Raw genomic sequence first — 22,799 nt, 5'->3', positions numbered from 1 at the left:
AAGAATCGTCCTCTCCGACCTGACAGCGGCTGCAACATCTATGCGGACATCTGCGCTCGCTTAAGTCTATCGGTCGAAAAGGACAAAGACGCTTCTCAGGCCCGGGTGTCAGTTCTTTGTACTGATGCGTCCCGAGACAGCTAATCCGTGGCAGAGGGAGGGGTGGAGCTAGGGGGTGAGTCTGGCGAGCCCAGTGAGTCCGATGAGTCGAGCGAAAGTAGGCGCTCGGCGGTGGCATCGTCAATGACCAAGTGAGTGGCCAACTTTGTTCGAAGGGCCACATCGATAGCCTCGGCCTTGTGTGCGCCACCGGCCACAAGTACCCGAGTGGGGATCCGGCGCAGGTCAGAGAGGCTGATACCTACCGTGCGGGCATCGACCTCTGGCAGCGCAATGCCACCGTCCGGGCGGTAGAAGCGTGAGCAGGCATCGCCCACTGCGCGCTCCACGAGTAAGTCCTTTTCGGTTGCCGACAGCTGCCCCAAGTTCAAGGCCAGTGAATCATGGTCGACTGCGCCGACAGTGAAAACGGCAATGTCCACCGTCCGGCCAAGCGCCAATACGCTGGCGATGAACCGATCCTGTTCCACGATGCGCTTGGTCTCGACCGAATCGAAAATCACCGGCAGCGGCAATGTGCGGGCATAGGCATGGAAAGCGTGGCAGAACCCGCCAATAGTGCGGATGTCATTCGTCGACTTATCGGAATGACTCATTCCGCCCTTGAGCTGCACAATTTCCACGCCCGAGACATCCTTGGACTTCAGTTGCGTGGATACGGAGTACATGGTCTTGCCCCACGAAACACCGAGAAGGGTACCGTCGACCACCAGCTCGTCGAGAAGCTCGGCGCCCACACGCCCCAACTCGCGGAGCAAGACCGCGTTGCCAGCGCGTGCCGGTTGCGCCAGGCGCACATCGTTCAACTTGTAGCGATCCCGCATCTGCGTAGCGGTCTCTGAGGCTTCCTCTCGCGGATCGTGGATCTCAATGCGCACGTAACCACGCTCGCGGCCAAGGTTGAGCAGTTTAGAGACCGTTGGACGGGAAACCCCGAGTTCGGCTGCAACCTGAGACTGTGTGAGCCCCTCGCCGTAATAGAGTTTGACGGCGGTGAGTGCTTGGATGTCGCGAGTGTCCACAGCGGCCTCCTCCAGCAAGAGCACTTAGCAAGCGCACTTGTAACAGGAACCTCGCTTGATTGGGGCCCTGCCCGATTTGATCATCGGGAAAGCGTGCGCCTCACCTGTGATTTTAGTTCCACGTTTGCAAAAACAAAAAGTCAGCTTTTGCATTTGTAGTAAACGGTGAGGCGTTGGCTTTCCCCGGAGGCTGCTGGAACGCGTCGGAGAGCCCGGAAAGCATCGGAGGGTAACGCAGCGCAGGTTGGGTTCCCGCAGCGCTACCAGATATTCACGCGCTCATTCGGCTCACGCCACATGCCGTCCCCCGCTGAAGTGGCGAAGGCCTCATGGAACTCATCGATGTTGCTGGCAATGACGTTGCAGCGGAACTCCGCTGGCGAGTGCGGGTCGATGGCAAGCAGCTGGCGTGCAAACTCCGGACGAATCTTGGAACGCCAGACCAGTGCCCACTGCTTGAACAGGTCACGGTAGGTCTCTGGGGTGTCCTCCAGCCCAAGTTCCTCTCCGCGGGCAGCGAGGAAACGTCGGAAAGCAACGACGGCAATACCGAGCCCGCCCAAGTCACCGATGTTCTCGCCCAGGGTGAAGCGACCGTTGACGCCGGGCAGGTCAGCACCCTCCTCGGCCTGCTCGCGCAGTGCCTGCGGCACCAGTCCCTCGTACTGATCCACCAGCGCGGCGGTCAGCTTCTCAAACGCTGCGCGATCCTCATCGGTCCACCACTGGTGAAGATTGCCGTGGCCATCATACTGCGAGCCCTGGTCATCGAAACCATGACCAATCTCATGGCCAATCACCGCACCGATGCCACCGAAGTTCTCCGCCGGGGAAGCGTCCGGTGAGAAGAACGGAGACTGCAAAATCGCAGCCGGGAACGTGATGTCATTGACCACTGGATTGTAGAAGGCATTGACCGTCTGCGGAGTGCCATGCCATTCATCGCGATTGGCCGGGGTGCCCAGCTTTGCCACCTCATAATCATGCGCAAAAGCGCTGGCAGCGCGAGCATTGTTCATCAGTGAATCCCCGAGCTCCATGGCCGAGTAGTCACGCCAACGCTCCGGGTAACCAATCTTGGCCTTAAACAGCGACAGCTTCTCCAGTGCCCGCTCCTGCGTCGCCTTCGTCATCCACGGCAGCTGCGAAATGCGCTCCCGGTACGCCGCCAGCAGGTAGTCCACCAGTTCCAGGACCTGCTCCTTGTACTCCGGAGGGAAATGCTTTTCCACATACAGCTTGCCGACGTCATGTCCAACCGCCCCGTCCGCAAAGGCAACACCACGCTTCCAGCGTGCACGCTGCTCGGTCGAACCCTGCAAGGTGCGGCCGTAGAAGTTAAAGCTCTCCGCAGAGAAGTCATCCGACAGGTAGGCGGCACGCTGGTGGAGGACGCGCCACAGTGCCCACAGGCGCAGATCTGCCAGGTCAGTGTCCTGCCACAGCTTGCTTAAGTGCTCGAAGTACGACGGCATCATCACCACGATGGTGTCGATGGCAGTCTGGTTCGTCTCATTGACACCGGTGGCCGCGAGCCACTCCGCGACCGGGAAGCCGGTGGGGAGGTCAGCAATGACCGTCTTGTTATAGGTCTTCAGTGCATCGCGGGTATCGACCACATTCCAGTGACCAGCGGCAATTCGCTTTTCAAAAGCCACGATGCGCGCCGCCGCAGCGGCCGGGTCCACCAACTCGAATGCAGCAAGCGCGGTGGAGAGGTCCCCCGCGCCGTCGTCATGCGAGGAGAGGAGCTTCAACATAGCGGCAACATGCTGTTCATAGGCAGCGAGGGTGTCGGCGTGACCCGGCTCGCGGTAGTAAGCCTCATCCGGGAGGCCGAGACCCGACTGCAACAGATAGAGAGCGTCCAGGTCCGAGCCAGAATCCTTCTCTACCCAGTACCCGAGCGCACCACCGACACCGAGACGGTCGAGGTGGCCGAGCGCCAACGCCAGCTCATGCGCGTTCTCGGCGGAGGCAATCATTTCTAGATCCTGCGCGAGAGGAGCTGCGCCGGCGTTATTAATAGCGGCTTCGTCCATAAAAGAGTTGTACAAGCGAGCGACGCGGGAATTCGGATCCGCATCGGCGGCAGTGGTGATGAGCTCGCGGACGTTTTCCTCCGCCTCATCCCTCAGCTTGTAAAAGGCGCCATCGATGGGGCGGTCAGCCGGGATGACGTGATTGCTAATCCACTCACCGTTGGTGGCCAAGTAGAGGTCATCCTGCGGGCGAGGAGTTGTTGAGAATTGGGGCGTTGCGGACTGGGTCTCAGTATTAGTGCTATTTGTCATGCCGCCAGTCTAGGGGCAAGGGCGGATTGAAGCTGTGACTGGAGGGGTGGAATAAGTTTAGGCTTACGAATGGGGCTGAAGTGGTTTAGGGGGTAAGGTGCAAACCATGAAATTTCTTCCACTTTCCGCGAACGCGGTGTTGAAGCGACGCCCGGGACGCGCCACTTTGGCAAGTATCGTGGCCGTTGCGCCGCTGACCTTGGGTGTTATTGCACCGGCAGACGCACAAACACAGGACGCATCTGCACACTCCAACCAGTCCGCTGCTGATTCCAAGGGGTCGCTCGACTTTTTGACTGTTCAGGAGTCGCAGGGCTCTGATGCCAACGGTTCGTCCACTAACTCTGAGTCGAGCGCTGAGTCTCAATCCACCGAGAATGCATCGTCTAACTCGGCTCGCACCGGCTTCCACATGGGGCCGACCGGTGTGGACGTCTCCAAGTGGCAGCGCCCAGGTGGCGTCGCGCTGAAGTGGGACGAGGTCGCAGCCAGCGGCCAGAAGTTCGCTTTCATCAAGGCCACCGACGGTGTCGAAGGTGACCAGAAGTACTTCCTCGAGGACTCCATTGCTGCAGCGAAGGCCGGTCTGTATGTGGGCAGCTACCACAAGGCACATCCGGATCGCTCCGCAATTGCGCAGGCTGACCAGTACGTAGAAGCACTGCAGCAGCGCGATGAGCAGATCTCCACAGACAAGACTCTGCCACCGGTGCTGGACATCGAGCTGGACAATGGCCTCAACCCGACCCAGCTGCAAAAGTGGACCAAGGACTTCCTCGAGCGCGTAGAGGAAAAGACCGGCGAAACCCCGATGATTTACACCTACCGTTGGTTCTGGCAGAACCCGATGGGTAACTCGACCGACTTCACCGACTACCCGCTGTGGCTCGCCGCCTACGAAGACAGCGCTCCGACCTCGCTGCCGGGCGGTTGGGAGAGCATGGCCTTCTGGCAGCGTTCCTCCACGGGCCGCGTCGATGGCATCCCGACCAACGTGGACGAGGACGTCTTCAACGGCACCGAAGCTGAGCTGCAGCAGCTGGCTGCTGCTCACTAGCAGGATGTTGTGGGGTCTGGGGTCGGGCTAAAACTTCGTCCGCCCCGCACGCCACGCAATCAACGCAGGCAGGAGCTTGTCGACGTCGTCGACGACAATAAGCGCATCGAGAAGCTCCGGCCGCACAAAACCCGCATCCACAACGTTGCGGAGCAGAGCCAACAGCGGCTCCCAAAAGCCCGAAGGGCCCAGCAACGCCACTGGCTTGGCATGAATCCCCAGGTGCTGCTGGGTCCACACTTCGAAGAACTCCTCCAGCGTGCCCGCGCCGCCGGGGAGCGCAACAAAAGCATCGCCAAGCTCATACATGCGCGACTTGCGGTCGGCCATAGTCGCAACAGTTTCCAGGTGAGTCAGCCGCGGATGGGCAATTTCCTTCTTGACCAAGACCTCGGGGATGACACCTGTGACACTGCCGCCGTCGTCAAGCGCTGCGTTAGCAACCGTGCCCATAAGACCAATCGCCGCGCCACCGTAGACGAGCTCCACCCGATTTTCCGCGAGTGTCTGGCCGAGACGTTCGGCGGTGACGCGCCAGGCGGGATCGTTGCCGAAGCCGGAGCCGCAGAAAACAGTTAGTGACGACAGTGCGCGCTGTGGCTGTTCACGGCCAGCGGCAAGCTGCGGCAGCTCTTCGCGGAGCTTCGGCAGAGTAGTCTCGGCCAGCATAGGGGCGATTTTCCCGGTCGGCAGCCAGGGGTCGAGCCAGCGGACCTCTTCAATCTCGGCATGGGGCTGAACGTTTGCCAACTCGTCGGTGAACTCTCCGACATAGCGCACATGGTGGCCGACGACCTCGAAGCCCGCCTCGTTGGCGGCGGCTGCGCGGGCGATATTCCACGGACGCAACAGCGATAGCTCGATGTCCACGCCGAGCTCCTCGGAGACCTCGCGCGCGGCGGTGACCTCCGGGTTATCGACGGACTCACCCGGCTCGAACTTGCCGCCGGGCAGCATGAACGTATCCGTACCCCGCTTACGAACGCACAAAACCCGCCCCACCGGGTCAGTCACAACCATTGCGGCGACAACGATGGAACGGGTTTGTGCAGTCACTCGGGCTCCTTAGGTGAAGGAGGCACCGAGGCTCTTTCGCCTAGGGATCCTTCACAATCATCTTCCCGGGCGAGTATAGACCCGAGCGAGTGATATCTTCATACTCAATTTCGGCGACATCCGGCTTGACCTTGTCCTTATTCGGACGTGGCGAGAGCTTCTCGACGGAACCCCAGTCGCGGCGCCAGTCGTTCTTGAGGTAAGTCGGTACGGACGTAGCCTCATTCACAGCGTCGGAGAATCCGAGCGGACCACCGCCATCGACCGACTGCCAGACATCTGCACCGACGACCTTCAGGCCACGGTCCGGAGTGATGCGGTATTCCGGAAGCTCTGCGACACCTGCGTAGTGGTCGAACGGACGCTGGCACGGGAACTGGAAGGCAACCGGCCAGTCCGGGATAGTCGCAGTTTCCGGCGAAATGACATCAGTCATCGACTGCAGCTCGGCCAGGCGCGGCGGGGTCAGTGCCAGCCACTGATCCTCGGAGACGTCATTGTCCTCCGCGACCAGTCGCACAGCGGTCGCTCCCTCTGGGATCTCCTCGGTCAGGAAGCGCAGGTTACGCCAGGTCGGAGCAGGGCCGATATCAATCGGCTCCGACTCGGAGAGGACCTCGAAGCCATCCTCGTCGCCGCCCTTGCGACCGTACTCTGCCACCAGCTTGCGACCCTGCTGAGCCACACCGTTGATGTCGTGGTGGAAGATACGGCCGGCCGCCGATACGACGAGTAGCGGGTGGTCCTCGTCAATCTCAGGCAGCTGGAACCAGGAAGTTTCCAGGCTTGCAGGACGCTGAATGTCCTCGGAGTAGGAGCCAAGCACCGGCACCTTATCCGGATCCAAGCCAAATGGCAGCTCGACCTGCGAGCCGTTGACACCCTTGTCGGCGCGCTTGCCGCCGTCGGTGCCCGACGCGGAACCGCCCTCAACTGTGGCTTCCGGATCAGTAGATTGATCATCAGTGTCGGCAGTACTTGCCTGGCTCTGGCTGGTGTCCACAGCTTCGGCCTTCATGTTTGACGGGACGCCGTTCGGGTCGAAGCCACGGCTCTTGCCGCCACCGCGCAGCGATTCCGCTAGCGGCTTGCCATCGACGGTATTCAGGAAGCCATCGTTCGGATCGGTTTCCATCAGCACATCGCTCGCCAGATTACATGTCTGACCAGCCAAGGAGCGGATATTACCCGCGGCGACCGAGTAGGCCGGGTACTGCGATACTGCGCCCTTGCCCAGCGAAGCCACCATGAACATCGTCACCAACAGTGTCGTCACCGCAATCGGGGACGATGCAACTGCATTGATGCGGCGCACGCGTGCCGACTTTTCCTGCGACTTCGGCTTGGTACGGAACTCCTGGACGAAGTTCATTACTGCACCAGCCAGCAGCAGTAGCAAGGCCAGAGCCAATACTGCTGAACCCAGCTGGTGGCCGCGCAACTGAATGGTCTTGTCGAACCACGGCACACCGTAGGACGACACATACCACCAGCCGTTAATACCCATCAGCGAGAAAGCGAGGATGAAGGTGAAACCACCGGCAAAGAACAGCTGGTTGCGCGGGTTACCTGCTACCCAATGGCTAATGGCCATAGCGGCAAGTGCTGCCAGGGAAGCCGCGATGCCCGCGTACACACCGAAGTGGTGCGTCCACTTTGTCGGCGTGAAGGTCAGGAAGAACATGGTGCCGATGAACATGAACACCAGGCGTGCCGACGGACCGGCCAGAGCCCCCGGAACGGTGCGGTGACGAAGCAGCGCGGCAATCGTGATGCTCAAGCACGCCAGTGCAATCAGAACCGGGAAACGACGCGGGAAGGCGCCGTCGACTGACTGCAGCACCAGCCAGTAGTAGCGGACGTACTCGTTGTACCAAGGCTCCGACGGGCCGATGATGCTGCGGACACGAATGGACTCGCGGACCGTGGCCAAAGTCTGGTCGCCGAAGACACCGACCAAGATGGCGGTGCCCGCAGCCAGGAACGGTGCAATCTGCATCAGTGGGGCCTGCCAACCACCACCGAGAGCCTTATGGCGCTCAACGACAATGCGCACCAGCATCGGGATGCCTGCGAGCAGGGCAGCAACTGCCATTAGGCCCGTTGGGCCCGAGCCCAGTGCCAGCGTGGCGATAACCACTGCGACTGCAGCTGGCAGCAGGCGTCGAGTTAGAATTGCGCGCTCGATAAATACCCAGGTCAGCAGGGATCCCAGAGCAATGACCGGCTCCGGGCGCAGTCCGTTGTTGTACGGCAGCCAGAAGGCCAACAGCACACCAGCAGCAGACCAGTAGGCCACCCGGCGCTGGGCGATCTTGTCGCCGAGGCGCGGGATAACCATTCGGGAGATAATGAACCACACCAGCAGTGCGGACAGCAGCGCCGGCAGTCGCATCCACAGAGATGAGGTGGACACCTTCACCATTAGCGACAGCAGGTCGTAGTAGGGGCTGCCGAACGGTGACTCAGGAGCGCCGAACCAACGGTAGTAGTTCGCCATGTAGCCCGACTCGTCGGAGACGCGCGCCATGGTGAAGATGTAACCGTCATCGGAGGTGTTGCCACCGATGAAGTGCCAAACAACCAAAATCGTGCCGACCAGGATGTCCAGCGGAGTCGGCTTCAGCGCACCGCGCTTGAACAGCGGAGTGAAGGGGGAACCATCAATACGGTCAATGCGAGCCAACGCGACCAGGGAAGCCAGCGTCAGAAGCAGGCCCAAGTACATGACGATGTACTTCACCACTGTCGGGTGTGAGGTGTAGCGGGAGTCGATGTTCATGTGGACATCGAGTCCATCGGCTACGGCCTTGGCCGCGTCGCCGTCAGCGGGCAGGTCAGTGTAGATACCGGTGACCTGCGGACGGTAATCGCCGTGTGTGGTGGCGGTGAGCTTCTCACCATCTGAGTTCTTGGCGCCGTCGATGTTGACGGTGGTTTTGTGCTCGGTGGAACGGATTTCCAGGATCCTGCCCTTGTTTGCGGCAAGCTCCTTCTTATCCAGGCTCATCACCACGCTGTCGCGCAGAATGACGTCGAGGCCGTCCTTGCCCGAACGCACCATCAGGCCCCGTTTGGTCGGCTTATCCGCGGTCGGGGGGATAGTCGACAACAGGGTCGTCCGTTTGTCGGAGAGTTCATCCGTCAGCGACAGAGGCAGATCGATGCTCAGATCCAACGGTGCCTGCGCCATAAGCGGTGCATCCACTGAGTTCAGTGTGTCGCGCTGAGGCCAAGACACGGAGGACTGAGTATTCACGACCGGGAGGAACGGTGTGATGACAAAGCAAATGAAACCGACGATTCCAGCGATAATCGCTGTCCAACGAGTCAGTGTCGTAGGAGAGGGGCCGTCCATAGGCGGTCTCTCCACGCGGTCGATGGTCACTTCGGGTGAGCCGTCGACACTTTCTTTGATTTCTTTAGTTTCGGCAGTCACAAGGAAAGATACTACGGTAATTGGCGTTTTTCTTTGAGTTTGCAACGCGAAAGTTACATCACAGTTTCCACATTAGTAACAGGAATCACGTTTACAGCAGGGGATAGCCGCCCAATACCTACTTGCGAATACCTACTTGCGAACCGCCACTACGAACGGGCCGACCTGGTTTAGCTCCCAGTGCTTCTCAAATGCAGAGCGGGCAAAATTCAGGCTCCGGAAGACCACATTCGGATTGTTCGGATAGATATCATCCGCGATGTCCAACGTCAGTGGAGCGGCATCCTCGCCATCAGGTGTCTCAACCTCGCCCCGCAGCACAATGGCATCCGGTCCGCGCCACGGCGTTTCATCCATGGCCTGCACGAGCTCATCGGGGTCGCGAATCTCCGACCATTCCTCCAATGCCTGATTACGGCGGTCGAACTCACCCAGAGGGTTAGCGTAGTGGCTGGTCAGCGCCTGGAATCCGTACCAGGGATAGAGTGCTTGGAAATTCTTCTCATCCGTCAGCACCACTGTCTGGGCCGGATCGAGCCCGGCCTCCTTCAGCGTTTGGTCCACCGCTGAGTACCACGCCCCGGCATTCGGTGGGAAGCGGTCCGCGCGCTCGCCGTTACCGTCGGTGTCGGTATGCGCCAAGTCGATGGCACCATGCAACTTATTCGGAATCGACTGCGCGTAGCCAATGCCCGCCAGCAGCAAGACTGCCGCCATTACCGCGGAGACACGCTTGGCAATGTGAGCTGGTGCCGCCTGCGGCCAATACTTCTCGATGCCGTTGAGACGGGCGTCGGCAAGCGCGACCACACCAGCCGCGATCAGCATGAACGTAATCGGTGCGGTGAGGCGGAACCCCAGCAGCGTGCGTCCGAGCAGCGTCGCCACCATCGAGGCCACTACCCAGCCATAGAGCACCAGCGTGCCCAGGCCGAGCGCGCGGGCATCCGGCTCCGTGGCGCTGACCAGCATGCGCACGACACCGATGAAACACAGCACACCGATCACGCTGGCGGCGAGCATCGGCAAAGGCAGCTGCGCGCCCTCCGGGGGCAGGTAATGCGTCGCTGTCGCGCCCGAGCGCGGTGCCCCCGTCGCAACCGCCAGCATGTACGGCCCCCACACCGTCGCCGCAATCAGCATCGATCCCACGCCCATAATGATCAGACGCACTACAGGCATCCAAGAGCTTGACGACGTCCACGCGACCACGGCCAACACGACCACAATAAGCGCGCCTACGGCAGTGTAAAGAGTGTAGAAAGTCGCAGAAATACCCAGGAAGACGAGCACGCCAAACATGGCGGACCAGGCGCCGGTGAGACCGCGCCAGGCCATCACGGTCATCGCCGGAAGCCCCATAGCAACGACTGCGGCGTAGGGCTCATCGGCGACAGTCGCCAGGGCGACCGCCGTGGTTGTCAGCGCAATGCCAGTGGCCACGGGCAGGGAACCACTCAGGCGTTGCCACACCGGGACCAAAACACAGCCAGCAGCGGCGAGAGTAATCAACGCCCAGGGCTGGAAGACCTCCCAGCCGGCAATGCCAAGAATATTGGCCAGGCGTCCGCCCAGGAAGAACCAACCAGCGGGGTAGAAAGACGGGATGTCGATGTACGACATGTCATGCAGGCCAGGCTCCGCGGCCATCCTGGTGAGGTACTCAGTGCGGAACTCCTGGTCGACAGACAGACCGTCTAACCACAGTCTGGTCGAGCCAAGCGGCAGGCCGACGGCAGAGACCACCAGAATGGCCGGTGACATGTAAGCCATCAGGTATGTCAACCACGTTAGCCACCGGGGGCGATTGTCTTTGCCCTTGGTGGCGAAGAAATACAGCAGGACGGTGGTGAGCGTCAGCGTGATGACAATCAGCGCTGTTGCGACTGCCCTGGTCAGCTGCGAGCCGCCAAAGGCCGGCAGCGACAGGCGGTGGAACACAAACCAGGACGCCAGAGCGATAACTGAACCGCCCACAAGCGCAGCAACTAGGTAGAGGAAGGCAGCCTTGAGGGAGAGCTGGTCATCATTGAAAATCTCGTAACGGTCTTCGTCGGTGAACTCGCCTGCGAGCCGGTTTGTGGAAAACTCTGTAGTTTCGTCAAAAGCTGGCGAAGCCTGTTGGGCTTCGCTGCATGATGAGGTGTCGGCCTGCTTGTCAACCATGCTTTTAAGTGTTGCACACGAACGTGAACGACCGGATACCTGCGACGTGGATATCGCTTTGAGGGACGAGTTCTTTAGAGTTTCACGGTAAGGTCTTTACGCGTCGCGAGAAGGAAAGCTCTCCAAAGGATTATTGAAGAACTGGCAAGCCCGATGACCAATCCCCACCACACCCCGTGAGGCCCTAGACCGATGGGAAAAGCAAGTATTAAAGCAGCTGGCAAACCTATAATCCAATAACCAGTGAGGGATGCCTTCAAACCAGTAGTGGTGTCGCTAATCCCGCGCAGGAGACCGATAGCTATGTTTTGTGCAGTATCGACAAATTCCATCACTGCGCCAATAGCCAACAACCCCAATGCGATGCTTAATGTCTCGGTGGCATTGGATTTCTCGGAGCTGCTTATAAATGGGGAAAGTACGAGGCGGGGAGCGCAAAGAAAGCTGACGGAAGCAACAGCAACGATGGCAGCCATCATCGTTTGAGTTCGAATGCCGACTTGGCGTGCAAGGGAGTTGTCATTCAGACCCCAAGCGCGACTCACAAGAATAGAGCTGCCGTGGGAGAACCCAACACCAATCTGGAAAACAATAAAGGTTATTTGATAGACGACGTTGTGCGCTGCGAGTGCTTCTGTGCCAAAGGATCCCATGACCATCGCCAGCACAGAAAACATGCCCGCTTCGGCTCCGTAGGTTGCTGAGACTGGAAGCCCCAGACGAAGCTGAGTGCGGACGAGGTGACGGAGCCTTCCGTGCATCGTGTCTCCGTCGGCACTCCAGAAATCGAGGGCAAGAAAAGTTGAGAGGTCGGGATCTCGGATGGTGATTCGCAGATAAATTAGGGCCGACAATAAATGAACCAGTGTGGTGGACAGTCCAATGCCTAGCAGACCCAATGCAGGAAACGGCCCGAATCCAAAACCGAGCGCGTAGTTCAACGCTGCATTCACTACGATCATCGCCACGGTTATGTGTAGTAGCGATTTTGGTTTGCCGAGGCCTACACAAAACTGACGGGAGACTTGGAACCACAAACAAGGAACAAGACCTGGCGCGAGCAACCACATCATGGAAGTGGCTGCGGAACTAATCTCAGCGGACTGGCCGAAAAATGGCAGCGCGTAGGCAATCCCGATTAGCACTAGTGCTCCCACGAGGCCACTGGCAGTTGCTAGGAACCAGCCGGTGCGTGAAAGATTGCGAATTTCGCCTTGCAACGTAGTAACAGATAGTTCAGAGTCCGCTCGTTCGCGAGATTTGCTTTCGTACAGCGCATGAGCCGACGCAATCCTATTGCCCAGTGGTGTTAATAGGCCCACAGCCATTGTGCGTACCTGGTTAAACCACACCACTGCCAAGCCTCCGCCAGCCAGAGCCTCGAGGCTAAGTTGACCCATCATGAGAGTGTCCGTGGTTGAGATTGCGATGTTCGCAAGCTGTGTGCCGGCGAGGGGAAGAGACATCGCCAAAAGCTGACGATTTAAGTTCTGTAAGGTAGTACCGGGCACTACTTTTCCTTCGACCATGAAATTCGTGTTGAACCTAGCGGAATTGAACTTTTCCCAGCGCGCAATGACGTAATTTGTGCCCAAATTTTGTCCTCGAGGGCGACATCGAGTAAACCACGTTCGGACATCCACTCATCGTTGAATACGGTATCTAGATACTTTTCCCCTCCATCGCACACCATGGTCAACGATGTAGAGCCAGCGGGAAAGCCCGGCAGGAGCTCGAGGGCTGCTATTACGGCTCCGCCAGCAGATCCTCCCAGTAGAAGCCCCATGTGCTTTCCGATTGTTCGGCATGCAGCGAAAGCTGCTTTGTCGGATACCTTTGCTCCGTAGTCGAGTAAGTCATAGCGAACTGAAGTGCCGATAACTGCACCTTCGGGGGTGCCCGTTCCAGATTGCCAATAGTCGTGTCCAGGAGCACCGAATGCAATGGAACCTTCCGGTTCGACGCCTATAATAGTGGGACGGTGTCCCAATTGATGGAGACGTTCAGTAACTCCAAAGAGGCTTCCACCTGTGCCTACGGCACTAATGATATGAGTCGGACTTTCCCCAAGATCATTCAAAATTTCATCAGCTGCAGGGTAATAACCCATCGAGTTTGCGACATTGTCATGCTGCTTCATGAATACCCAGCCGTGTTGTTTGCCGAGCTCCTCAGCATGGTTTTCTCTAGCCGATGTGGCGAGCGAATCGTCATCTTGATTGGAAACGAAGCACATCTGTGCATTCATTGCACGCATGGAGTTCAATTTATCTTTACAAGAATGATTATCGACGACTGCTACGAAGTCGTATCCGCGCTCAAGTGCAAGAAGTGCTAAGCCCTGTCCAGTATTACCGGAAGTCGATTCAACGATAGTGCCATGCTCTTGAAGTCGGTTATCCTGCTCTGCCGCCTTAATCATCGACTGGGCCATCCGGATTTTCGCACTTCCAGTTGGGTTGAATTGCTCGAGCTTAAGCAAAACGCGACTTTTCTGGGGAGTACAGACAAGCTCGAACAGAGGAGTATTGCCAATGAGTTGAGACATCTGCGTATAAATTCTTTTTGGCATCTTTATTTGGCCTCTGTTCTAGCGATCTTCCGTGATGGTCATGGTGACAGGATTAAAGGCGTATTTCTGAGGAATCCGATATCCGTGGAAAGCAGACTCGTTCGAGTCCATTTGATACCCGGCTGTGTCGGGATAGACTAGGAAATCTCCAGGTCGAGGCCTGTCGGGGAGTTGAATCATTCTTTTGCTGAGATAATCGCTGTCTAAGCACGTTGATCCGGAAACTGCTGTTGCGGTAGCTACTCCCGAGTCGATAATGACTCCGTTACGCACAAGGTATGGGTCCGGATAATACTCCGAGTTGAACCATTGCTCTGAGAGGCTGAGACTAGTTCCACGTACGACAGTTACTGTCCGTGCAGCATTGGGCAATGCGTGACACGAAAGAACAGGAAAGAAACTAGCACCCGCGAACTGGCATAAAGACCGTCCAGGCTCTGCCAAAATCTTTATGTTGTGACGATGAGCGCGCTGAGCCATGGAGTCCGAGCTGCGTCGAGTGGACTCCATATCTCGACGTGTCAGTGGGCGATGTTGATTAGCTATAAACCGTAGTGAGTATTGTCCGGATAAAGGTGATCCGAACGGATACTGGTCTTTAGGTTTATCCGAATCTATGAACATTTCGTTTTTTAGTCGAGATTGCAGGTTTCGCCAGACTCCATACTCGACTGAGCTTGTGGGAAATCCACCTCCAATGGAAATAGTGTCGGCCCGTGGAGACAGGGAGCGCACCTTGAGTAGGGTGTCGATTGCCAGATGCGACATGTTTATCCTCTCGTGGAGGTCATAACCGTTGCAGTGGAAACTTAGGCCGGTAATTTCGATGTTGGCACGGCCTTGGCTAAGACGAGCGGTTAGAGACAAGGCGGTATCGATGCTCATACCAAACCGTGTGGAGGGGGTTTGGTTCGCAATCCGGAGAAGAACTCGGAGCTGATTAGGCGTATCGATTTCGTCGACAAATTGGGAAATTATTCTTGAATCTACTTCATTGGAAATAGTTAGAGTTGCATCGTGGCAAACTGCCAAATGGATAAGTTCTCGACTCGGTGTAGCACCAGTAATGATTAATTTATTTCCTGGTACACCAGCGGCCAGAGATGATTGGAACTCTTCGACGCTGGCGACATCGATTCCACTGTCGAAACCACGAAGAGCACTCAGTGCTATCTCGCGACTGAAGTGCGCGGACTTATTTGCCTTTTTGCCAAACCGGATACCGAATTTAATGCCGACTTCCTTAGCGGTTGTATGCCAGGCTGAAAGTGTTTGAGCAAATTGGTTTGGGCAAAGGACATGAAAAGGGGTGTCGGAAAGCTCAGCAATGAAGTCAAGTTTCCCTGAGCCAATCAGAGCCGTTTGCCAGCTTGGAACATCAATCTTGCATGATATGGCACTTACCACAGGGATATCTCCGTCCCGAATCCCTGCTTAAGACCTTCCTTGGCGAGGATTTGGCCGACAGCGATATCGGTTAGAACTAGTCCGCTGTTATAGCAAAACGTAGTTTCGTCAATACGAGGAAGTTTGCGCCCTTTGCGGAGCAAATCGGATAGTTCGGCATGGACATTCGGCAACCGACCATCGGTGTCAGCGTAATCGCGACCGGTAACATTCATCTGTTCGATACTCGTCGTGATGACTCTGCTCGCTTGATGACAGATATCAGGGGCGATTCCGTAGCCCACAACAACGACGGTTGCGTGCCGGGGAATATCGGATGCTGTGACAGTACAACGAGTCTCAGGTCCAGCGGCCCCGATAATGAGATCACAGTTTGAACTCACAGTTGTAGGATCGTCTACAATCTTGATTTTTATTTTTCGGCCAAGCTTCACTGCTGCTGTTGATGCAATCTTGGCGCCTTTCTCTAGTCCCACGCTGTGGCTGCCGGCGAGATAAATCGTGTTTAATGTTTCAAAGGTTTCAAGGAGAAAAGGGGCTGCGTTTTGTCCTTGGGTTCCCGAACCGATGATGAGAGCGCTCTGAGGAATTGCACCAGCATACTGTGCCAATAGCGCTGAGACTGCCGGGGTTCTGAGAGTTCCCGCCGCAGCGCCGTCGAGAAGTGCAATAGGATATCCGCTGGAATCGTCGTACAGTGTGAGGGTCGTGTAATAGCTTCTATCCCTGGCGCTTTGTTGGTGAGTTTTGCTCCAATGGGTATAGGAAGTCTTGAATCCGACGGAATTTGAAGAACGACTTCTGCCGACCATCGAGTAACTCACGCTTTCAGGTACTTCAACTTTGATTTTCCCTGGGCACAGAGTTCCTGGCTGGTCGAGCTCGATGAGAGCGGATTTCACCGACTCGAGTACGGACTCGGGTGAAATTTTTATTTGAGCTAATTCTGATCTGCTGAGGACGGTCAGGTTAGTTCGCTGTTTCATAGGATTTCACCATCCATAAATCGGATGTGTTGGCCGTAGCCGGGTTCGTTGATTTCATTGATGGGGCGTGTGTTTTTGGTTCCCATAATGTTGATGCGTAGCATCCAGCGGTCGGTCCCGTCGTAGTTGGCTACGAAAGGTACTCGTCCGTGGGCGCATCGGTCATTGTTGATGATGACCATCTGACCTGGCTTTATAGGCACCGTATAGGTGACAGTGTGAAGAGCCTGTTGAAGCTTCTCAAATGCCTCCCACCACTGTAAGGTTCCAGAATTTTTGTCTGTGTAGGCGGGGTCAAACCTCATGCCTAAATTGCCATCAGTTTTCCAGATTGATGTCATGGCAGTAGGAGCTGCATATTCGTAATCACCGTAAGATGCATCTGGAATAATGATGGCTCCGTCCCCGGTTAGAATTTTTTTCGAATCTACATCGAGTAGATGCCATGCTTCATCGATGGGGGCCAGCGTAGTGCCGACATTTTTGGGGTTACGAAGACCAAATAAAGCGAAGTGCGTCGCGCGCCGCGGATGAAAAGCATCTTCCGTGTGCAGAGTCAATGTGGTGTTGCTGCTGGCGCCAACTTGCTGGTTCTCCTGGCCGCGGGTCGGCACCAAGTCTGTGGTGATACGGCCTTTCTGCTGTCCGAACCATCCGAATGGGCGACCGACAGCGCTAGCGATAATCGCAAGAACGAATCTCCAGGTTCGGACCTTGCCAACGCATTCCTGCCACGTGGCTGGGGTAGGTCCGTGAACTGCAGGGAAGGGAAGTCCATGGATGGAAGTGGCATGGGCAGTAGGGGAGAGCAGAATTAGTTCTTTCAGTTCCTCCAGCTCATCAGTCAAAAGATGATTGATGGCATTGTACGAGTCGGGAGAGCTAATCTTCTGTGTCGCAGCAAGTTCGTCGGCAGCTTTAACGATCCTGTGTGAGAGTTCTTGGCTCAGGTGCAAATTCTGCATGACAAAGAGATTAGGTGAGGGTAACCTATGCTGTAAAGGGTGGCCTAGATAATTATTCTTAAAAGAATTTCGTTAGTAGGCTTGCCTAAGCTTTACTGCTGCTGTAGTTGTTAGCAATGTCTTTTTTCCTGTGGGCAGTCTTTCTTAGAGATTAAGGAACCATCATGACCAATTTTTCTCGACGCCAATTCCTCGCTGCAATGGCAGTTATTGGGACAGGCACTTTTCTGACGGCGTGTACGTCACGAGAGTCGACGGCAGGGGATGGGGCTGCCAGTGGGGATGAAGTCGAAAACGTTAATGTGCTGCGTGTTGGGGCTCTCGGGAAAGCGGCAAGCGCTCAACGAGACCCTTACCAGCTTTTGCCTAATGATTCAGATATGCTTATTAGCTCCCTGATCTGGGAGGCTCTGACGGTGCCGGGCGAGAAAGAAACTGTAGTGCCACGCCTGATGCAGGAATGGAAACAGAATAATCCGACTGAGTGGGAATTTATGATTGCCGACGGTGCTACCTTCCATGATGGTTCCTCGGTCACATCTGAAGATGTCGTGTGGTCGTTGAAGAAGATGCTTTCGGATGAGGAAAACTCATTCCGGCTTCCAGTGATGCCTGATAGCATTCGTGCTGCTGGAGCCAACGTCGTTGTGATGGAAACTGCGGAACCGAATTCACAGCTTCCGATGCTTGCGCGATTGATGACCTTCGTGATGAAGAAGGGTTCTTCTGCTGAAAAGCCCATTGGATCGGGGCCGTTCCAGCTGGTCAGTTGGGAAAATGGTTCTGCTAAGCTCAAGCGTTTCGATAACTATCACGGAACAGTAGCAGGAGTTGCTGAGGTCCATGTCATTCCATTTGAAGACTCCACCGCAATGACTAATGCGCTGTTGTCCGGGCAAATTGACTTAGCTCAAGCTGCGGGTCCTATTGCGGCCCGATCCGTCGAAGGAAATGAAGATATAAAGATTGTGCGCCGGATGAATGACTCGGTTATTCCACTAATCATGCGTACCTCAGATGGGCCTTTCTCAGATGTGAAAGTTCGTCAGGCGCTGCGCCTTGCAGTTGATCGGGAGCAAATCATCCAACGAGCTCTCTCCGGTTATGGAACCCCTGCAAACGACATTCTTGGAACGGCAGATTCGAACCTGGATTCTTCGTTAGTGCGTAAGCGTGACGTTGTGAAAGCGAAGAATCTCCTCCAAGAGGCAGATTTTGACCTTGAGAAAACGTATGATTTGTACGTTACCCCTGAGGCTCCGGGTCAAGTAGAGGCGATGAAGGTTATCGCTGATCAGGTGAAAGAAATCGGCATGACTCTCAATGTAGTGGAGCAGGATTCGGGTACTTTCTACGACGAGACATGGACCAAGGCAGACCTATATTGTGGCTATTGGGGAACTAATGATTCTGTGCTCTTCTTCGCTGGGAAGGTTCTCGACGGTGACGCGGCCTCTAATGAGACCGCATTTGATGATGCTGAATTCAACGAGATCTATGATCAGGTACTGGAAAGCACCGATACTGAGAGAATTAACCAGCTAAGCCGCCAGCTGCAGAAGATTGAGTTCGAGCGATCCGGGTATCTGGTCTGGGGTGCATCTGACGGAGTCGATATTGCGAGAGCTAATTTGAGTGGTCTGCCTAAGGCTCCAGGCTATGGTCGTGTCCTTCTTGAAACCGTCCAGAAGGCTTAGTGTGCCAGCGGAAATCGCGCGTTGGCTTATTCCTCGGCTGATAATTCGTGGAGGCTTACTTTTCGCAGTTCTCGGACTTGTTTTTGTAGCGATTGATTGGCTGCCCGGTAATGCTGCCTCCGCAATCTTGGGCGCAAACCGGACCCCGGAAGCTCTGGCAGCGCTAGAAAGAAACCTGAATCTTGATAAGCCGCTTATGGCCCGCTTCCTGAGCTGGCTGGGAAGTGCGTTTGCGGGCGACTTTGGTACTTCCGTAAACGGAGTACCGATTATTAATCTGCTGAGTTCAGCGCTGCCTGTGACGCTGGCAACAACTGGTATGGCATTTTTAGTCACTGCTGTTCTTTCGGTAGCAATCGCCATTTTTTGGGCTTCACGTGCTGAAAGACCCTGGATTTCGCACATTATTGACCGATCGACAGTGGCATTAATTGCGCTACCAGAGTTTGTCGTTGGTGTGTTTCTGGTAGCGGTATTCTCTCTCTGGCTTGGTTGGTTTCCCGCGGTCACTATTACCGCGGAAGGCTTGCCAACCCAGATAAGTATGTACGCATTACCGGTTATGGCGCTGGTAATTCCTCAGGCGGCCTGGAATTCGAGAATGCTTTTCGCAGCGTTCGAGGATGCTTCTCACAACACTGCGGTCCGCAATGCTGAGCTAAACGGAATCGTGGGAAATCAGCTGGCACTTCGACATATCCTGCCGCTATCCGCACCGACATTTGCTACTTCAATGGCTACAACAGCAGGTGTTTTGATAGCAGGGACAGTCACAGTCGAAGCGTTATTTAACCATCCTGGAGTGGGGCTTTTGGTGTCTAATGCAGTCGCGCAACGGGATATCTCGGTGATTCTTGCCGTACTTGCTGTAACAGGGGCGATCATATTGGTGTTGCTGACTGTGGCAGATGCAATAAAAGTCGCATTCACCCCGAAGGTGCAACTATGATTCGAAGGTTTTTAGCGGGGGCCTTTATCGCCCTAGTGTTAGGCGGACCGGTCGCTGCTGGTTTGTTTGGCATTGAACTGTCGGCGCATGGCGTGCCCTTCGCTAACGGTAACGAGGAGGGTTTCCTAGGAACAGAACACCTGGGGAGAAGCGTGGGCGCTGCAGTGCTTGTCGGTGGCCGGTCCTTGGTCGTAACTGCAATTATCGTCGGTTCTTTGACCACGGCATTTGGCGCTCTATTCGGTATCTTGGGGTCGCTAAAGCCAAAACTGGGCTTCTTTATTGAAGCAGTGGCGGATGTCACCATCTTGGTGCCCGCAGTAATTCTTTTGCTTTTAACTGCAGTCTTGTATCCCAATGGTGGGCTACCAGCGCTTATTGGTGTTTCGGTTGTGGTGGGTACGCCTTATGCTGCCCGTGTGGTCGCCGCCGCCACCTATCCCGTTGCTAACGCTGGTTATGTTCAGGCTGCGCTGGGCAGTGGCGTATCGACCGTCTCGATAATCTTGCGGGACATCATTCCCAATATTTCCGCAGTACTTCGTTCGGTATGGAGTCTTCGCATTATCGAAGCGCTGTATGTGCTGGCTACGGCGAGCTTCCTTGGGGTCGGGAGAAGCCTCGGTGAGTTTGCATGGTCAGCGATGGTGCGGGATAACGCGAGTGGAATATCACTGAACCCCTGGTCAGTACTTGCACCAGCCGCCGCGTTGGCAGCGACATCGATTGCTGTAGTGGCCCTGATTAATGGGAGGCAGAAGGAACCGAAGGATGTGCCGAGCTCGTGATTGATGTAGATATTTCCGTGATGCAAAGCGGGCACGTTATCCTACCCCGCACAGTGCTCACTGCCCGAGCGGGTGAGATTACGGTTTTAACTGGGGTGAGCGGCTCCGGGAAGACCTCACTTTTAAAGGCATTGATTGGTGCGGTACCGGAGAGATCGGAAGTAATTGGTGGGGTTTCTGTCGAGTCCAGTGAGTGGCGAGATGTAAACCCGCTGGAGCTTCCATCATGTGAATTAGCTCATTTTCGCCGTGAGCACATTGCTTTCGTAGGACAGGATCCGGGCGCCGAGTTGCCACCATTGATGTCAGTAGCCCGGATGCTCCGGGAGCTAGCTCCAGCGGCCGACGTTGCAGCGTTGCTGCAGCGTGTAGATCTTCCAGCCAGCATTGCTTCCCGACGTATTCACCAGCTTTCTGGTGGACAGCAGCGACGGGTGGCACTGGCTCGGGCACTATCGCGTTCGCCTGAAGCCATCGCTCTTGATGAGCCCTTCGCCGGCCTTGACTCCGATACTTCGACGGTAATCGCTCATCTGCTAAGAGGCATCGCGGATAGTGGCGTTACGGTCATTTTCACCGCCCACCAGGTTCCTAAGCTTGCGATTTGCATTGACTCGGTCGCGGCTGTCGGGAATGGAACGGAAAAAAGCGATTCGATCACCCAGCGCGTGGAACGCCAGAGTGTAGAGACGACTTCTGGCCACAGCCCGCGTTCAGTAACGAAAGGCATCCAGGTCACAGAACTCTCCAAAGCCTCGATTGGTGAATCTATGCCGGGGGCGGGGGCAGGGGCGGGCGCGTCTCCAGTCTTAAGAGTTTCCAACCTGAGCTGCGTGAATAATGAACGCGTGACTCTTTTTCAGGGCCTCTCTTTCGCTGTACAGCGTGGCACTATGGTTGGGGTCAAGGGACCGTCGGGAAGCGGAAAGTCGACACTACTTCGGTGCCTAATCGGGCTAAACCACGCAGAGTCGGGTGAGATTGAATGTGCTGGTGTAACTCGTGAAGCTAAGCGTACATGGCCACGGAAGAATCGTTTGATGATGCAGATAGTTCCGCAGGATCCTGCCTCTACGTTGAACCCGAAAATGACCGCACTCGATGCCGTAGCGCGTGCAGCCCGGGTGTCGGTAAGGGGACGCCGTGACGCACGCCGAGCGGCAATAGATTTGCTCGATAAAGTCGGTATCGATAAGCAGCTCGCACAGCGTAAGCCAAGTGGACTCTCTGGAGGGCAGAGGCAGCGTGTTGCAATCGCACGTGCTCTAGCCGTGCGCCCAAAGCTCCTGCTCTGCGATGAAATTACCTCGGCGCTTGATTATCAAGCAGCGACCAAAGTGATGAGCGTTCTGCAAGAACTCAACAGCGAGGGAATGGGCATAGTTCTAGTCAGTCACGATGATGAGCTGCTGCAATCGTATTGCTCCACGGTTATCCCAATTGGAACTGCAGCTGTGGGTTGAGACCAAAGCCCTGCTATTCGGGTCTTGGTCCCCTCCAGACCTTAAATAGGCAGCTTCTTGAAGATCGGGCGCGGAATGTGCTTCAGCACCATCATCACCAGCTGGAATGCTGGCGGAGCCCAGACCAGGGTCTTGCCGGCCTCGACGGACTTCACCGCGAGCTTGGCGACATCTTCCTTATTCACAGTCAGTGGCGCCTCGTCCACGTCAGCGGACATACGGGTACGGACCTGGCCCGGGCGGATAACCAGGGTCTTGACGCCGTACTCCTCCAGGGCCTCACCCAGGTTCAGGTAGAAACCATCCAGGCCGGCCTTGGTGGAACCGTAGACAAAGTTGGAGCGACGTACGCGCTCACCAGCAACGGAGGACATGGCAATGAACTGGCCGTGGCCCTGCGCCTTGAACTTCTGACCAACCAGAACACCCATCGACATCGCACCGGTGTAGTTGATGTTCGCAGCCAGGACCGCCTTGCGCTGGTTCTGCCAGAGCTCCTCGGCGTCGCCAAGCATGCCGAACGCGACGATGCAGATATCCACGTCGCCGTCAGCAAATGCCTTCTCGACGACCTCCGGGTGGGAGTCGAAGTCCGTTGCGTCGAAGTCGAGGGTGACCACCTCGGAAGCACCGGCGGCCTTCATCTTCTCAGCGGAGGCCTCGCGCAGCGGATCGTTCGGCAGGGAAGCCAGGATGACCTTGGCCGGGCCCTTCTTCAGGAACTCGGCGGTAATAGCCAGGCCGATTTCACTGGTGCCGCCGAGCAGCAGGATGGACTGGGCAGCGCCTACAGCATTAATCATTGGGGCTTAAATCCT

The 22,799-nt window shown here is 56.3% G+C and carries 16 protein-coding genes and 1 pseudogene; 6 read left to right on the top strand and 11 right to left on the bottom strand.

All coding sequences use genetic code 11. The annotated features are described in order from the left end of the window. Positions 1 to 140 precede the first annotated feature (140 nt). Together QP981_RS04585 and QP981_RS04580 are read right to left on the bottom strand one after the other, a co-directional pair. Positions 141 to 1,142, bottom strand: coding sequence for a sugar-binding transcriptional regulator (locus QP981_RS04585; protein WP_256886960.1), 1,002 nt, complete (start codon positions 1,140 to 1,142; stop codon positions 141 to 143). Between the two features lie 260 nt (positions 1,143 to 1,402). After that, complete coding sequence (locus tag QP981_RS04580) at positions 1,403 to 3,436, bottom strand: M13 family metallopeptidase (RefSeq protein WP_284857513.1); 2,034 nt, start codon at positions 3,434 to 3,436, stop codon at positions 1,403 to 1,405. 106 nt (positions 3,437 to 3,542) lie between these two features. Between QP981_RS04580 and QP981_RS04575 the strand changes: the two genes are divergently transcribed. After that, positions 3,543 to 4,493, top strand: a complete 951-nt coding sequence (locus QP981_RS04575) for a glycoside hydrolase family 25 protein (RefSeq protein WP_284857512.1) — start codon at positions 3,543 to 3,545, stop codon at positions 4,491 to 4,493. Positions 4,494 to 4,520: 27 nt separating this feature from the next. Here the strand turns inward: QP981_RS04575 and QP981_RS04570 are convergent, their stop codons facing one another. The 8 genes from QP981_RS04570 to QP981_RS04535 form a co-directional block, all read right to left on the bottom strand. Next, entirely contained in the window at positions 4,521 to 5,549 is a 1,029-nt protein-coding gene (locus QP981_RS04570) for a TIGR00730 family Rossman fold protein (RefSeq protein ID WP_284857511.1), read from the bottom strand. Between the two features lie 40 nt (positions 5,550 to 5,589). After that, a complete protein-coding gene (locus QP981_RS04565) occupies positions 5,590 to 8,988 on the bottom strand; it encodes an arabinosyltransferase domain-containing protein (RefSeq protein ID WP_284857510.1) in 3,399 nt (1,132 codons plus the stop codon). 132 nt (positions 8,989 to 9,120) lie between these two features. Then, positions 9,121 to 11,154 (bottom strand): galactan 5-O-arabinofuranosyltransferase, encoded by a 2,034-nt coding sequence (locus tag QP981_RS04560; protein ID WP_076772189.1) that lies wholly within the window; start codon positions 11,152 to 11,154, stop codon positions 9,121 to 9,123. A 74-nt stretch (positions 11,155 to 11,228) separates the two neighbouring features. Next, positions 11,229 to 12,683, bottom strand: coding sequence for an MATE family efflux transporter (locus QP981_RS04555; RefSeq protein ID WP_187401412.1), 1,455 nt, complete (start codon positions 12,681 to 12,683; stop codon positions 11,229 to 11,231). Next, a complete protein-coding gene (locus QP981_RS04550; RefSeq protein ID WP_076772192.1) occupies positions 12,665 to 13,726 on the bottom strand; it encodes a PLP-dependent cysteine synthase family protein in 1,062 nt (353 codons plus the stop codon). Before QP981_RS04550 ends, QP981_RS04555 begins: the two co-directional genes overlap by 19 nt. Before the next feature lie 18 nt (positions 13,727 to 13,744). Beyond that, on the bottom strand, positions 13,745 to 15,133 hold the full coding sequence (locus QP981_RS04545) for an alanine racemase (protein WP_076772194.1): 1,389 nt from the start codon (positions 15,131 to 15,133) through the stop codon (positions 13,745 to 13,747). Next, positions 15,127 to 16,119 carry an ornithine cyclodeaminase gene (locus QP981_RS04540; RefSeq protein WP_070429116.1) on the bottom strand — a complete coding sequence of 331 codons (993 nt, stop codon included), beginning with the start codon at positions 16,117 to 16,119 and terminating at the stop codon, positions 15,127 to 15,129. The genes QP981_RS04545 and QP981_RS04540 overlap by 7 nt, the downstream gene beginning before the upstream one ends. Beyond that, positions 16,116 to 17,084, bottom strand: a complete 969-nt coding sequence (locus QP981_RS04535) for a TauD/TfdA family dioxygenase (protein WP_070851609.1) — start codon at positions 17,082 to 17,084, stop codon at positions 16,116 to 16,118. Before QP981_RS04535 ends, QP981_RS04540 begins: the two co-directional genes overlap by 4 nt. Positions 17,085 to 17,248: 164 nt before the next feature. Here QP981_RS04535 and QP981_RS04530 point away from each other — a divergent pair, with 164 nt between their 5' ends. The 5 genes and pseudogenes from QP981_RS04530 (at position 17,249) to QP981_RS11285 (ending at position 21,981) form a co-directional block, all read left to right on the top strand. Further along, on the top strand, positions 17,249 to 18,781 hold the full coding sequence (locus QP981_RS04530; RefSeq protein WP_035010183.1) for an ABC transporter substrate-binding protein: 1,533 nt from the start codon (positions 17,249 to 17,251) through the stop codon (positions 18,779 to 18,781). A gap of 1 nt (position 18,782) precedes the next feature. Then, entirely contained in the window at positions 18,783 to 19,730 is a 948-nt protein-coding gene (locus tag QP981_RS04525) for an ABC transporter permease (protein WP_069359686.1), read from the top strand. Further along, positions 19,727 to 20,518 (top strand): ABC transporter permease subunit, encoded by a 792-nt coding sequence (locus tag QP981_RS04520; protein ID WP_070429118.1) that lies wholly within the window; start codon positions 19,727 to 19,729, stop codon positions 20,516 to 20,518. Before QP981_RS04525 ends, QP981_RS04520 begins: the two co-directional genes overlap by 4 nt. 20 nt (positions 20,519 to 20,538) lie before the next feature. Then, positions 20,539 to 21,025: pseudogene (locus tag QP981_RS11290) on the top strand (ATP-binding cassette domain-containing protein); the annotation flags it as partial. 263 nt (positions 21,026 to 21,288) lie between these two features. Beyond that, the gene (locus tag QP981_RS11285) at positions 21,289 to 21,981 is read left to right on the top strand and encodes an ABC transporter ATP-binding protein (RefSeq protein ID WP_255468947.1); all 693 of its coding nucleotides are present in this window, start codon (positions 21,289 to 21,291) and stop codon (positions 21,979 to 21,981) included. Between the two features lie 41 nt (positions 21,982 to 22,022). On the opposite strand, the gene dprE2 is transcribed toward QP981_RS11285, so the two are convergent. Beyond that, positions 22,023 to 22,784, bottom strand: a complete 762-nt coding sequence (dprE2, locus tag QP981_RS04510) for a decaprenylphospho-beta-D-erythro-pentofuranosid-2-ulose 2-reductase (RefSeq protein WP_069359684.1) — start codon at positions 22,782 to 22,784, stop codon at positions 22,023 to 22,025. Positions 22,785 to 22,799 lie beyond the last annotated feature (15 nt).

This window comes from Corynebacterium sp. MSK047 (assembly GCF_030232285.1).
GTDB lineage: Bacteria > Actinomycetota > Actinomycetes > Mycobacteriales > Mycobacteriaceae > Corynebacterium > Corynebacterium jeikeium_D.
Note: the sequence above shows the minus strand (reverse complement) of the source record. Positions and strands in the feature narration are given on the sequence as shown.